The organism is Xinfangfangia pollutisoli (assembly GCF_020179405.1).
Taxonomy (GTDB): domain Bacteria; phylum Pseudomonadota; class Alphaproteobacteria; order Rhodobacterales; family Rhodobacteraceae; genus Pseudogemmobacter; species Pseudogemmobacter pollutisoli.
Window position 1 is genome coordinate 73585 of the sequence record NZ_JAICBZ010000002.1, and the last position, 13109, is coordinate 86693.

Here is a 13109-nt window from a genome sequence, read left to right on the forward strand (position 1 = left end):
CGGATTTGACCCTGCATTGCCGATCTGCGAAACAGGCGGGGTGACGGGGCCGCGAAGGGACAGCGCATGAAGGTGATCATCTGCGGCGCGGGGCAGGTGGGCTGGCAGATTGCCCGCCATCTTTCCGGGGAACGGAACGATGTCACCGTGGTCGATGTGAATGCCGATCTGGTGCGCCGCGCCACGGAAACGCTGGATGTGCGGGGCGTTGTCGGCTTTGCCAGCCATCCCGATGTGCTGGAGAAGGCCGGCGCGCGCGATGCCGACATGATCATCGCGGCCACCCATTCCGACGAGGTGAACATGGTCTGCTGCCAGATCGCGCAGTCGGCCTTCAACGTCACCCGCAAGATCGCGCGGATCCGCAACCAATCCTACCTTGAGACCGCCTGGTCCGATCTTTACACGCTGGACCGGCTGGCGATCGACGTGGTGATCAGCCCCGAGCGTGAAGTGGCCGAGGCGGCGCTGCAGCGGCTGGCGGCGCCCTCGACCTTCGATACCGAAGTGTTCATGGGCGGGCGGGCGCAGCTGCTGGGCCTGCATCTGGACGCGGATTGCCCGGTTCTGAACACGCCCCTGCGCCAGTTGAACGACCTTTTCCCGACCCTGCGGGCGATCGTGGTGGGGCTGCGGCGCGGCGGGCGTCTGGTGGCGCCCGATGCCGATGACCAGCTGTTGGCCGAGGACGATATCTATGTCTTCACCCATTCCGAAGACGTGACCCGCTGCCTGGAAATCTTCGGCAAGAAGAACCGCAAGCAAGAGCGGGTGGTGATCGTGGGCGGCGGCAATGTGGGTCTGGGCGTCGCGCGCGCGCTGGAGGCACGGACCGACCGGATCCGGGCGAAGGTGATCGAAAAGGACCGCACGACCGCGGAAAACGCCGCCGACGGGCTGGAGCGCACCATCGTGCTGAACGGCGACGGGATGGACATGGACATGCTGCTGGAAGCCGCGGTCGACCGGGCCGATGCGGTTCTGGCGGTGACCGATGACGACAAGACCAATCTCCTGGTCTCGGTCCGCGCCAAACAAGCGGGCTGCCAGATGGCGATCACCCTGATCAACGACCCCACGCTGGCGCCCCTGATGGCGCCCCTGGACATCGACGCCTATATCAACCCGCGCGCCACCACGGTTTCCTCGATCCTGCGCCATATCCGGCACGGGCGGGTGCGCGGCGTCTATTCGCTGGGCGATGCCGAGGCCGAGATGATCGAGGCGCAGGTCCTGTCGACCTCGCCCCTGGCGGGGCGGCTGATCCGCGACATCGAATTTCCCGAAGGTGTGCTGGTGGGCGCGGTGATGAAGGGCGACCGGGTGATGAAGCCGACCGGCGATCTGCGGATCGAGGCCGGCGATGTGATCGCGTTGTTTGCAATGTCGAAGGACGTGCCAGAGGTCGAGCGCCTTTTGCAGGTCTCGATCGACTTCTTCTAGGCCATGCCGCGCCTGTCGGAATATCCGCTGCTGGTGGTGCTGCTGGGCACTTTGGGCCTGGCCGCCTGGCTGCCGGCCGCGCATGCGGTGATCCTGGGCCATTACCATGTCGCGCAGGCCTTCTTCTATTCCGGGCTGGTGCTGGGCGTTCTGGCGGTGATGCTGGCGCTTGCGACGAGGCAGATGCGGGCGCGCATCGGTGTGCAGGGCCAGCTGGCGGCGCTGGCAGGGGCCTATCTGCTTCTGCCGCTGGCCATGGCGCTGCCGCTGGATCTGGCGCTGCCGGATACGAGTTTCTCGAATGCCTGGTTCGAGATGCTGTCCTGTTTCACCACCACCGGCGCTTCGGTCTACGAGCCAGGGCGTCTGCCGCCCTCGGTGCATCTGTGGCGCGCGATGAGCGGCTGGTTCGGCGGCTTCTTCATCCTGCTGGCGGCCTCGGCGGTGCTGGCGCCGCTGAATCTGGGCGGGGCCGAGGTTCTGTCGGGCCGGGCGCCGGGGCGCAGCGGGCAGGGAGTGATGCAGATCGCCCGGCTGGCCGACCCCGCGCTGCGGCTGTCGCGGCATACGGCGACGATCCTGCCGGTCTATGCCGGGCTGACGCTGGCGCTGTGGATCGGACTTCTGATCGCGGGCGAGGATGGGCTGCTGGCGCTGGTCCATGCCATGGGCACGCTGTCGACCAGCGGGATCACCGCGGGCGTCGGCCTGTCGGTCACCGGCTCGGGCCTGCCGGGCGAGATTCTGATGTTCTGCTTCCTGATCTTCGCCATCACCCGCCGCGCCATGCCGCTGCAATCGCCGCAGATCCAGGCCCAGGCGCTGCGCCGCGACCCCGAATTGCGGCTGGCCGCGGGTCTGGTCGTCGTGGTGGTGCTGGTCCTGCTGCTGCGCCATCTGATGAGCGAGGTGCAGACCGGCGATCTGTCCTCGCTGCGCAGCTTCCTGCGCGCCTTCTGGGGGGCGATGTTCACCTCGCTGTCGTTCCTGACCACCACGGGCTATGAAAGCGCCTACTGGTCGTCGGCGCGCGACTGGTCGGGTCTGGGCGCACCGGGGCTTTTGCTGCTGGCGCTGGCGATCCTGGGCGGCGGGGTGGCCACGACGGCGGGCGGGGTCAAGCTGTTGCGGGTCTATGCGCTGTTCCGCCATGGTCAGCGCGAGCTGGAGCGGATCATCCATCCGAATTCCATTGGCGGCGGCGGCGCGGCAGAACGGCGGTTGCGCTATGAGGGCGCCTATCAGGCCTGGGTGTTCTTCATGCTGTTCGCGATTTCGGTGGCGCTGGTGATGGCGGCGCTGACCGTGGCCGGTCTGGCCTTCGAGACGGCGCTGGTTCTGGGCATCGCGGGCCTGACCACCACCGGGCAGCTGGCGGGCGTCGCCTCGCTGGATCCCATCCTCTATTCCGGGCTCAGCGATCCGGTGAAACTGATTCTGGGGGCGGCGATGATTCTGGGCCGGCTGGAAACGCTGGCCCTGATCGCGCTTCTGGCGCCGGGGGGCTGGCGGCGATAGTTCCGCAACACCTGTGGCTTAGACTGATCTTTTCGACTGGTAACCGCGCGAATCCCGCATAATATTGTCCGAGACGCCGGCATGTGGGGCAAGCGGGGGTCTTTCCGCTGCCTCACCCCGTAGGTCAGACGATCCGTTCACTAGCCCGCGGTCAACGCGGCGAAGCGCAAGGCAAAAGAAAAATGGCTGGCGACAAGCAAAATCTGCAGGACGCATTCCTTAACCACGTCCGCAAGCAGAAGGTTCCGGTGACGATCTTTCTGATCAACGGGGTGAAGCTGCAGGGCGTCATCACCTGGTTCGACAATTTCTGCGTGCTTCTGCGCCGGGATGGCCAGTCGCAGCTTGTCTACAAGCATGCGATCTCGACGATCATGCCGGGCGGGCCGATCAACCTGTATGAAGGCGAAGACTGATTTCCGATCTTCCAGACGAGGAGGAGGACGACGGCTTCGACCTGCCGCTTGACCGCGCAGGCCGGGGCTTCGACACGTCCGCCCAGCCGACGCGGGCGATTGTCCTGCATCCCGATACCCGTGCCCGCCAGACCCGACGGCTGCCTGAACATGGGCTGGCCGAGGCGGTGGCGCTGGCCGCCGCTTTGCCGGGGCTGGATGTGCTGTGGGCCGAGGTGGTGCGCCTGCCGCGCGTGCATCCCGGCCTGCTGTTCGGCTCGGGCAAGCTGGAAGAGCTGAAGGCGCGGATCAAGGCCGACGCGGTCGAGCTGGTGCTGGTCGACGGGCCGGTCAGCCCGGTGCAGCAGCGCAATCTGGAAAAGGAACTGGGCGTCAAGCTTCTGGACCGCACCAGCCTGATCCTTGAGATTTTCGCCGACCGGGCCCGCACCCGCGAAGGCGTGTTGCAGGTGGAACTGGCGGCGCTCAGCTATCAGCGCTCGCGTCTGGTGCGGGCCTGGACCCACCTTGAACGCCAGAGGGGCGGCTTCGGCTTTGTCGGCGGCCCGGGCGAAACCCAGATCGAGGCCGACCGTCGGGCGATCGACGATCAGGTCGTGCGCCTGAAGCGGCGGCTGGAACGTGTTGTTCGCACACGCGAATTGCAGCGTGCCGCCCGCGCCAAGGTGCCGTTCCCGATCGTGGCGCTGGTGGGCTACACCAATGCCGGCAAGTCCACCTTGTTCAACCGGATCACCGGGGCCGAGGTTCTGGCCAAGGACATGCTGTTTGCCACGCTGGATCCGACGATGCGCGGCGTGACGCTGCCGGGCGAAAGCGGCGCGCCGGGGCGCAAGATCATTCTGTCCGATACGGTCGGCTTCATCTCGGGCCTGCCCACCCAGCTGGTCGCGGCCTTCCGCGCCACGCTGGAAGAGGTTCTGTCGGCCGATCTGATCTGCCATGTCCGCGATATCAGCCATCCCGAGACGGCCGAACAGGCCGCCGATGTGGCCGAGATCCTGACCAGTCTGGGCGTGACGGCGGCCACCCCGCAGATCGAGGTCTGGAACAAGCTGGATCTGATGGATCCGGCCGGGCGCGAGGCCTTGCAGGCCCAGGCGGCGCAGCGGCCCGAGGTGATGCCGGTCTCGGCCCTGACCGGCGAGGGGATCGCACCCCTGCTGGCGCGGATCGCCGGGCTACTGGATGAAGAGCGGCGCGAGGAAGTGCTGGATCTGCCCTTTGCCGAAGGCCGCAAACATGCCTGGCTGCATGGTCAGGGCATCGTGCTGGCGGAAGAGACCGGCGAGCAGGGCTGGCGCGTCACCGTGCGCTGGACCGAGCGGCAGGCGCAGAGATTCCGCTCAATTTGAAGGCTTAACCCGGAAGAAAGCTTCGGGCCTCAGGCTGCGGGGGCGGTGCCATCGGTGCCCGCCCCTTCAACAGCCAACAGGACCAGCCCATGATCCGCCTTGCCGCCTTGCCCGCCGCCGCCCTGCTGATCGCGCTGTCCGCGCCTTCCGGTCGCGCGGCCGATGAATTCACCCCCGCGCTGGATGCCTACCGGACCGACCATATCGCCGCCTGGGCCTCGGACCCGGCGCTGGTCGCGGCGATCGTGGCGCAGAACGGGGTGACCGCCGGCTATGATCAGACCAAGATCGACACGCTGGATCAGCAATGGGCGGCCGAACTGGGCGCGGCCGATTCGGCCCTGGTGGGCGGGGTGCTGAACAACCCCGCGGCCGAATTCCTGCGGGCGCGCGTGGCCGAGTCGGGTGGCGCGATCACCGAAGCCTTCATCACCGATGCCAAGGGGCTGAATGTCGCGGCCACCGATCCGACCTCGGATTACTGGCAGGGGGATGAGGACAAGTTCACCAAGACTTATCCCGCCCCGGACGGTGCCCATATCTCGGATGTGGAGCTGGATGAATCGACCCAGCGCTATCAGGGCCAGATTTCGGTGACCGTGGTCGATCCGGCCAGCGGCCAGGCGGTCGGAATGCTGACCGTGGGGGTCGATGCCGATTCGCTGATGTAAGGCGCGGCAGAGCTTTTCCTTTCAGGAATCGGGGTGACAGATGGCCCAGGGCGGTCTTGGTGGTGGCTCGGTCTTCTTGCGGGCCGTCGGGATTTCGGCGGTGACCGCGGCCGTGGTCGCGACGCTGCTCAGTTGGCAGGGCGGCCGCCTGGCCGATGATCTGGCGCGGCAGGGGCTGCTGCGCTTTGCCGGCGAAGCGACCGAAACGCTGGCCGAGTCGCTGACCGCGGCGGTCAAGTTCCGCAAGGCCGCGGATGTGGGACTGCTGGTCCAGCCGCTGCTCGACCGCAATGCCGGCACTGCATTGCGGGCGCTGGCGGTGGATGCCAAGGCCGGCACCATCGCCGTGCTGCCCGCCTCGGACGAAGACCTGGCGGCGCCGCTGAAAGGCCTGGCCGAAGCGGCCCTTGCCGGCGACGCGCCCCAGGCCTCGGCCGATGGGCTGACGCTGGCGCAGCTGATCCGCGGCAAGGATGGCGCGCCGCTGGGCGCGCTGGTGGTCGAATGGACCGACGCGCCGCTTCAGGCCCAGATCGACCACGATCTGCTGATCAGCCGATTGCAGGCGCTGGCGCTGTTTCTGGCGCTGGCGGTCGGCGCGGCCTGGCTGTTGCGCCGCACGATCAGCCAGCCCCTGCAGCGCGTGGGGCAGGCGATCCGGGCGGTGGCGGAAAGCGACTATGCAAGTCCGGTGCCCGAAACCGCCCGGCGGGACGAGATCGGCGCGCTGGCCCGCGATCTTGATCTGCTGCGCAGCCGCCTTGCCTCGGCGGAAGCGGCCGATCTGGCCCGCGCCCAGGCGCAGGCCGACCAGGCCCGGGTGGTCGATCGGCTGCGTGCGGCGCTCGACCAGCTGGCCGCGGGCGATCTGGCGCAGCGCATCGCCGAGGAATTTCCGCCCGATTACGAAGCCCTGCGCCGCGATCTGAACGGCATGGCAGGCCGGCTTTGCGAAACGCTGGGGGCGGTGGTCCAGGCGATCGCGCGCATCCGCGGCGGGACGGACGGGATCAGCCGCTCGACCGACGATCTGTCGCGCCGGACCGAGAACCAGGCCGCCACGCTGGAACAATCGGTCGCGGCCATTGAGGAATTGAGCGGATCGGTCCGCCAGGCGGCCGACGATACCCGCAAAGTCGCCGAAGGCGTCGCCCGCACCCTGGCCCAGGCGGCCGACAGCCAGACCATCGTCCAGCAGGCGGTTCTGGCGATGGCCGGGATCCGCAGCAGTTCCGAGCAGATTTCCCGCATCATCGGGGTGATCGACGACATCGCCTTCCAGACCAATCTTCTGGCCCTGAATGCCGGGGTCGAGGCGGCGCGGGCGGGGGAAGCGGGGCGGGGCTTTTCGGTCGTGGCCTCGGAAGTGCGTGCCCTGGCCCAACGCACCTCGGACTCGGCCAGGGAAATCAAAGAGTTGATCCAGGGTTCGGCCGATGAGGTGATGAAGGGCGTCGATCTGGTGGACCGCACCGGCGCCGCGCTTGGCGGGATCCGCGACGAGGTGGCTGCGGTCGCCGGTCTGGCCGACGGTCTGGCCAGCACGATCGGCACCCAATCGGCGGGGCTGGGCGAGATCAGCCAGGGCCTGGCCCAGCTGGATCAGGTGACCCAGCAGAATGCCGGCATGGTCGAGCAGATGGCGGGCGCCCAACGTGGCATCCGCGGCGAAAGCGAGGCGCTGGTTGGCCTGGTCGGCCGCTTCCAGCTGCCCGAGACCAAGCCCGAAGCCGCGGCGCCGGCCTTGCGGCGCGCGTCATGATGGCGCGGCGCAGGGCCTGTCGGTACCCGGATCTCAGCCGCCACCGGCTGGGGTCAGATGCATGATCCCCACCGCAGCACCCCGCGCCAGCGCCGGATCCAGCGACATCGGAATATATTCCGACCGCCGCCACAACTCGCCCAGATCGTCGTAATGCCGGCTCAGCGGATGGCCGGATTCGCCGGTCGAGACGATGAAGACCGAGGAATCCGGATCGGCGAAGTCATAGACCCCGCGATATCCCGCGCCATGCACGTTCAGATAGGGGTTTTCGCCTTCGCCCTTGGTGCGTCCGCGCAGCAGCGTGTCATCCCCGCCCGAGGTCGATTGGCGGATGTTCACGAAATAGCGCAGCACCGGGATATTGCCCAGGACGGGGTGATCCTGCGCCGCCTGATGCGCATCGCCCCAGCGCCAACTTTCGATGTTCGGCCCATAGGTTTCCGACAGGCGCAGCAGCGCTTCGTCCAGCGCCATGCGGGCGATATCGGTGCAGGTTTCGACCGCCGCCGACTGGATCACGTCGCACCAGATGCCGGCGCCATCGGTATTGCGGAACACCCGCTCCAGGAACACCGGGTCGGGATGGGTGAATGTATCGGCCATCGGCCCCAGCTCATCGCGGATCAGCCGGTCCTGCAGCCGCCGCAGCCAGGCCTCGGCGATCAGCGGCTCGGGCATATGCTCGTTCATCTCGCCGTTCCATTCCGCCAGCAGCTTCAGCGCCCGCTCGCGGAAAGCCTCGGGCGTGCCCTCGGGCGCGGCCTCGCCGGTGAACCACAGATCGGCGCCGATCAGCGGCAAAAGCAGCCGCGCCGTCGGGTTGACCGTATCGGTCTGCGCCTCGATGAAGCTTTCGCGCGTATGGACCCCGCGCGATTTCATCAGCGTCAGCCAGCGCTGGATCCGCATCGTATCGCCCCAGGTGAACGAGACGTGAAGCGGGAAGGGGCGGTCCACCGATTTGTTGTTGGTATTGCCCAGCAGACCCGAGGGCGGGTTCAGGAAACTGGGATTCTCGGCATAGTCGAACATGCCCTTGAACCCCACCGCCGGATTCCATCCGGGCGAGGGCAGGCGGCCCTGGCTGGGATGCGCGGCGTCGCGGACCGGCATGTGGCCGATCACCTGCATCGCGATGCCATCGGGCCCGGCCAGCATCAGATTCTGCGCCGGCGCCACATGCAGACGCCCCGCCTCCATCGCCTCGGCCACGGTCTGCGCCTTCATCAGATGGATCGCCGCGGTCATCGACGTGTCCTGATCGGACAGCGCGGTCCAGGACAGGGCGGCGACATGGCCGGGCGGGGTCACCGTGCCGACATTGTACAGTTTCGGCGACAGGATCGGCCCGTTGCGCGACCAGCGCAGCGTCAGCGTCACCGGCGGCGCGCCCTTGACCTGCAGAATGGTCTGCCGGCTGGTGAACCTGGCCCAGCTGCCGTCGGGCAGGGCATATTCCTCGGGGTTTTCGGGGTTCTGCTTCTCGATCACCAGATCCTGATCGTCGAGATAGGCGGTGGTCAGCGCCCAGCCCATCTTCTCGCTGCGTCCGACCATCACCACCGGCACGCCTGGGATCGTCCCGCCGATCACGCCGCCCGATTGCAACTCCAGCCGGGCCAGATACCAGATTGACGGCGCGGTAAAGCCCAGATGCGGGTCGCCCGCCAGCAGCGCCCCGCCCGCGGCCGAGCGCGAGGGCGCCGCCGCCCAGGCATTCGACGCGCCGGCCATGCCCGGTTCCGCCACCGGCGAAAACGGGCCGAGCGCAAAGTCCAGCTTGCGCGCATCCGGCGCAACGCCGGGCACCAGTGCTGCATAATCGGGCAGGGCGGCGATGGCCTGGCCCGGATCATCGGGCAGGATATCGGCCAGCCGTTCGGGCGACAGCAGCAGCGACAGGCGCGCGCGCAACACCTCGTCCTGCACATGCGATGACAATTGCAGCGACATCAGCTTGATGATGGCGATCGAATCCGCCGGCGCCCAGGCCGCGATCTCGGGTTCGAACAGCCAGAATTCCGGCGCACCCCGCCCGCGGGCGCCCGAATTCACCTGTTCGATCCAGGCATTGACGCCCGCGGAATAGGCGGTCAGCGCCGTCATCGTCTCGGCATCCTGGGCCTTCACCGAGGCCAGGGCCAGCCCGTACATATCCAGCCGCCGGACCAGTTCATCGACCTGTTGCGTCGGCGGGCCGAACAGTTCGGACAGCCGCCCCTGGGCCGTACGGCGCAGCATGGTCATCTGCCACAACCGATCCTGCGCATGCACGAAGCCCAGCGCGAAATAGACATCTGCGTCGCTTTTGCCGAAAATATGCGGCACCGCATCGTTGTTGCGCACGATCTCGACCGGGGCCGAAATGCCGTTCAGCGTGAAGCTTTCATTATAGTCGATCAGCGAGCGCGACAGGAACCAGTACAGGACCAGCACCGCCGCCACGCCCAGAAGCAGAAGGCCGGAGACGATGCGGATCAGCCAGCGGAACAGGGTGAACATGGGCGGGCTCGGCTTGACCTTGGGGCTTGGGGGTGGTTCGTAGTCGATCGCGGCGCGATGCGCAAATCACCGAAATGGAAGACAGGAGAAGATCATGGCGAAACTGGCATTTCTGGGCCTGGGAGTCATGGGCTTTCCCATGGCCGGCCATCTGGCGGCCAAGGGGCATGAGGTGACGGTCTGGAATCGCTCGGCCCCGAAGCGGGGGGCTTGGGTCGGGGCGCATGCCGGGCGCGCGGCCGAAACGGCGCGCGAGGCGGCAGAGGGGGCCGCGTTCGTGATGGCCTGCGTGGGCAATGACGATGATCTGCGTCAGGTCTGTCTGGGGGCGGACGGGGCCTTTGCCGGCATGTCGAAAGGCGCGATCTTTGTCGATCACACCACGGTTTCCGCGAAGGTCACGCGCGAACTGGCTGAAATCGCTGGCCAAAGCGGGATCGGCTATGTCGACGCGCCGGTCTCGGGCGGGCAAGCCGGGGCCGAGAACGGGGTTCTGTCGGTGATGTGCGGCGGATCCGAGGCGGATTATGCCGCGGCCGAGCCGGTGATCGCCGCCTATGCGCGGGTCTGCCGCCGTCTGGGCGGGGTGGGCGCGGGCCAGATGGCCAAGATGGTGAACCAGATCTGCATCGCGGGTCTGGTGCAGGGCCTGGCCGAGGGCATGGCCTTCGCGCAGAAGGCGGGGCTGGACGGCGAGGCACTGGTCGAGGTGATCGGTCAGGGCGCGGCCGGTTCCTGGCAGATGGTCAACCGTCACAAGACCATGCTGAAGGATGAATTCGACTTCGGTTTCGCGGTCGACTGGATGCGCAAGGATCTCGCGATCTGCCTCGACACGGCGGAAGAGATCGGCGCCCGGCTGCCGGTGACGGCGCTGGTTGACCAGTTCTACAAGGATGTCCAGCTGATGGGCGGCGGCCGCAACGACACCTCAAGCCTCATCCGTCGCTTGAAGTAGACGACTTCTTTCCCTGAAAGCAAAGGCTTGCGCGCGGGACCTAAGGTTCCGCGCGAAGTGTTACGGGATGATCCTTGTGTATTTCACCCCGGCCAGCGAGGCGCCGGCGATCAGGCCTTGCTGACCGAAGACAAAGGCGATGACCGGATCCATCTCGGTCGTGGCCTTGCCGATCGTCGCCCCTTCTTCGGGCGTGGCATAGCGCAGGTCGGCCGAGGCCGCCCAGCCCGACGAGCGGCGGAAATCGGCCAGCGACTCGGGCGTCATGAAGAACAGCGCATGGGCATATTGCTGGGCGCCGATCTGCAGCCCGATCGACGCTTTGGTGGCCGAATAGTAATCGACCGTGGCGCCCTGGATGCGCAGCGCACCGCGGCCATAGGCGCCGCCATAGATCAGCCCGGCTTCGGTGATCAGCGGCATGAACAGGATGCCCGAGGCCTTGTTGGCCAGATCGCGCGTGCCCGGATAGCGGCCGAACAGGTAGTTCTGCGTCGCATCGACCCGGGCGTCGATCTGCGCCGCGCCATTCGATCCGATGCCATTGCCGCATCCTGCAACCGCCAGCGCCGAAAGGCCGACGCCCCAGAGCATGGTCCTGCGCGTGATCTGTTCCATCTGCCCGCTCCTCTGTGCCCCCTGATGGGGGTCTCGCTTATGCTCACCGCAAAATCTAGCGCGTCGTCGCGGGTTTGTCATGCGCTTTGGCCGCATTGCGCGGTTTTCCGCGGCCGTTTCAGGCCGCGGCATACGCCCGGGTATGGGTTTCCATACGGTCGCGTATGGTCAAAGCTGCCGCAGCAACCGCGCGGCCTGAGGGGCGAAATAGGTAAGAATCCCGTCACAGCCGGCCCGCTTGAAGGCCAGAAGGCTTTCCATCATCGCCTTTTCGCCGTCGATCCAGCCCCGATCGGCCGCGCCGCGGATCATCGCATATTCGCCCGACACCTGATAGGCATAGGTCGGCGCGCCGAAGGCGTCCTTCACCCGCCGGCAGATGTCCAGATAGGGCAGGCCCGGCTTGACCATCACCATATCGGCGCCCTCGGCCAGATCGCGCGCCACCAGCCGAAGCGCCTCGTCGGCATTGCCGGGGTTCATCTGATAGGTCTTCTTGTCGCCGACCAGCCGCCCCGACGCCCCCACCGCGTCGCGGAACGGCCCGTAGAAGGCACTGGCATATTTGGCCGAATAGGACAGGATCGCCACATCCTTGTGGCCCGCGGCCTCCAGCGCCTGACGCATGGCGCCGATCCGCCCGTCCATCATATCCGAGGGGCCCAGGATATCGGCCCCCGCCTCGGCCTGGGCCAGCGCCATCCGCACCAGCGCCTCGACGCTTTCGTCGTTCAGGATCACCCCGTCCCGCACCAGCCCGTCATGGCCATTGGCATTATAGGGATCCAGCGCGATGTCGGTCATCACCGCGATCTCGGGCACCGCGGCCTTGATGGCCCGGATCGCCCGATTGGCCAGGTTTTCCGGATTCCACGCCTCTTCGCAGGTCTCGGTGCGCAAGGACGGATCCGTATAGGGAAAGAGACAGACCGCCGGAATGCCCAGAGCCGCCGCCTCTTCGGCCGCCCTCACGATCTTGTCAATGGAAAGACGCGCCACGCCAGGCATCGAGGCCACCGGCTCTTCGACGCCCACGCCATCGCGCACGAACAGGGGCCAGATCAGATCGCCCACCCCCAGCACATGTTCCTGGGCAAGCGCGCGCAGCGCGGCACTGCGGCGCAGGCGACGGAAGCGCAGGGCGGGAAAGGGGGGCTGGACTGGGGTCATCACGGTCTCCGGCAGATGCGACAGGGCCCGCGCCACGTGCGGGCGCCCGGAAGGGCTTGCAGCCCGGCCGCTTGCCTGCCATGGAAAGACGCGCGCCTCAAGCGCCAAGACAGCGCAGGCCCTGAGGCAAGGGGCGGGCCCGCGCGGCAGACCGGGGACAGGCAGCGTGGATATCTACGATACCGTTCTTGAAGTGATCGACATGCGGTCGTTCTCGAACCTGTGGTACTGGATCGCGCTTGCGGTGCTGTGGTCCTCGACCAGCCATTGGGTTCTGGGCGTGCCGCAGGATCTGATCCATCGCGCGCGCCGGCAGGGCGGCCAGACCGAGCAGGATGTCGAAGCGATGGTGCAGATCAACCAGCGCCGGATCCTGGGCATCGCCCGCACCGCCGCCATGCCGCTGTTCGCCAGCGTCGCCTTCCTGATGACCGTGCTGACGCTGCTGGCCTTCCGCTATGATGTGGAATTCGCCCAGGCGGTGTTCTTCCTGGCGGCGCCCATGGTGCTGGTCGGCTGGCTGTCGGTCTTCACCGCGGCCAAGATCGAGGCGGGCGAAGACCGTGGCCCGGCCCTGTATCGCCGGCTGCTGATTCACCGCCGCATCGTCCAGGTCATCGGCATGCTGTCGATCTTCGTGACCTCGATCTATGGCATGTACCAGAACCTGAACATCTCGATCCTGAATTGACC

General features: G+C 67.0%; 11 protein-coding genes. 8 read left to right on the top strand and 3 right to left on the bottom strand.

Annotated features, from left to right (window positions below):
• Positions 1-66 precede the first annotated feature (66 nt).
• The 6 genes from trkA (at position 67) to K1Y73_RS01370 (ending at position 7165) form a co-directional block, all read left to right on the top strand.
• Positions 67-1443, top strand: coding sequence for a Trk system potassium transporter TrkA (gene trkA / locus K1Y73_RS01345; RefSeq protein ID WP_225026113.1), 1377 nt, complete (start codon positions 67-69; stop codon positions 1441-1443).
• A 3-nt stretch (positions 1444-1446) separates the two neighbouring features.
• Positions 1447-2961 carry a potassium transporter TrkG gene (locus tag K1Y73_RS01350; RefSeq protein WP_225026114.1) on the top strand — a complete coding sequence of 505 codons (1515 nt, stop codon included), beginning with the start codon at positions 1447-1449 and terminating at the stop codon, positions 2959-2961.
• A gap of 182 nt (positions 2962-3143) precedes the next feature.
• On the top strand, positions 3144-3377 hold the full coding sequence (gene hfq / locus K1Y73_RS01355; protein WP_225026115.1) for an RNA chaperone Hfq: 234 nt from the start codon (positions 3144-3146) through the stop codon (positions 3375-3377).
• 41 nt (positions 3378-3418) lie between these two features.
• Complete coding sequence (gene hflX, locus K1Y73_RS01360) at positions 3419-4732, top strand: GTPase HflX (protein WP_225026208.1); 1314 nt, start codon at positions 3419-3421, stop codon at positions 4730-4732.
• A gap of 89 nt (positions 4733-4821) precedes the next feature.
• Positions 4822-5403 carry a hypothetical protein gene (locus K1Y73_RS01365; RefSeq protein ID WP_263626455.1) on the top strand — a complete coding sequence of 194 codons (582 nt, stop codon included), beginning with the start codon at positions 4822-4824 and terminating at the stop codon, positions 5401-5403.
• Positions 5404-5443: 40 nt separating this feature from the next.
• Positions 5444-7165 (top strand): methyl-accepting chemotaxis protein, encoded by a 1722-nt coding sequence (locus tag K1Y73_RS01370; protein WP_225026116.1) that lies wholly within the window; start codon positions 5444-5446, stop codon positions 7163-7165.
• Positions 7166-7198: 33 nt separating this feature from the next.
• Here K1Y73_RS01370 and K1Y73_RS01375 read toward each other — a convergent pair whose 3' ends face one another.
• Complete coding sequence (locus tag K1Y73_RS01375; RefSeq protein WP_225026117.1) at positions 7199-9670, bottom strand: penicillin acylase family protein; 2472 nt, start codon at positions 9668-9670, stop codon at positions 7199-7201.
• 94 nt (positions 9671-9764) lie between these two features.
• Here K1Y73_RS01375 and K1Y73_RS01380 point away from each other — a divergent pair, with 94 nt between their 5' ends.
• Positions 9765-10628, top strand: a complete 864-nt coding sequence (locus K1Y73_RS01380) for an NAD(P)-dependent oxidoreductase (RefSeq protein ID WP_225026118.1) — start codon at positions 9765-9767, stop codon at positions 10626-10628.
• Positions 10629-10688: 60 nt separating this feature from the next.
• On the opposite strand, the gene K1Y73_RS01385 is transcribed toward K1Y73_RS01380, so the two are convergent.
• Entirely contained in the window at positions 10689-11246 is a 558-nt protein-coding gene (locus K1Y73_RS01385) for a lipid-binding SYLF domain-containing protein (protein WP_225026119.1), read from the bottom strand.
• A gap of 168 nt (positions 11247-11414) precedes the next feature.
• On the bottom strand, positions 11415-12416 hold the full coding sequence (hemB, locus tag K1Y73_RS01390) for a porphobilinogen synthase (RefSeq protein ID WP_225026120.1): 1002 nt from the start codon (positions 12414-12416) through the stop codon (positions 11415-11417).
• A 166-nt stretch (positions 12417-12582) separates the two neighbouring features.
• On the opposite strand from hemB, the gene K1Y73_RS01395 reads away from it, so the two are divergent.
• Positions 12583-13107: a component of SufBCD complex gene (locus K1Y73_RS01395; protein ID WP_225026121.1), complete on the top strand. Its 525-nt coding sequence runs from the start codon at positions 12583-12585 to the stop codon at positions 13105-13107.
• Positions 13108-13109: the final 2 nt, after the last annotated feature.

What these genes read in the sequence shown, in the direction of transcription:
- trkA (WP_225026113.1), top strand. Translation starts at nt 67, where the DNA reads ATGAAGGTGATCATCTGCGGCGCGGGGCAGGTGGGCTGGCAGATTGCC.
- K1Y73_RS01350 (WP_225026114.1), top strand. Translation starts at nt 1,447, where the DNA reads ATGCCGCGCCTGTCGGAATATCCGCTGCTGGTGGTGCTGCTGGGCACT.
- hfq (WP_225026115.1), top strand. Translation starts at nt 3,144, where the DNA reads ATGGCTGGCGACAAGCAAAATCTGCAGGACGCATTCCTTAACCACGTC.
- K1Y73_RS01365 (WP_263626455.1), top strand. Translation starts at nt 4,822, where the DNA reads ATGATCCGCCTTGCCGCCTTGCCCGCCGCCGCCCTGCTGATCGCGCTG.
- K1Y73_RS01370 (WP_225026116.1), top strand. Translation starts at nt 5,444, where the DNA reads ATGGCCCAGGGCGGTCTTGGTGGTGGCTCGGTCTTCTTGCGGGCCGTC.
- K1Y73_RS01375 (WP_225026117.1), bottom strand. Translation starts at nt 9,670, where the DNA reads ATGTTCACCCTGTTCCGCTGGCTGATCCGCATCGTCTCCGGCCTTCTG.
- K1Y73_RS01380 (WP_225026118.1), top strand. Translation starts at nt 9,765, where the DNA reads ATGGCGAAACTGGCATTTCTGGGCCTGGGAGTCATGGGCTTTCCCATG.
- K1Y73_RS01385 (WP_225026119.1), bottom strand. Translation starts at nt 11,246, where the DNA reads ATGGAACAGATCACGCGCAGGACCATGCTCTGGGGCGTCGGCCTTTCG.
- hemB (WP_225026120.1), bottom strand. Translation starts at nt 12,416, where the DNA reads ATGACCCCAGTCCAGCCCCCCTTTCCCGCCCTGCGCTTCCGTCGCCTG.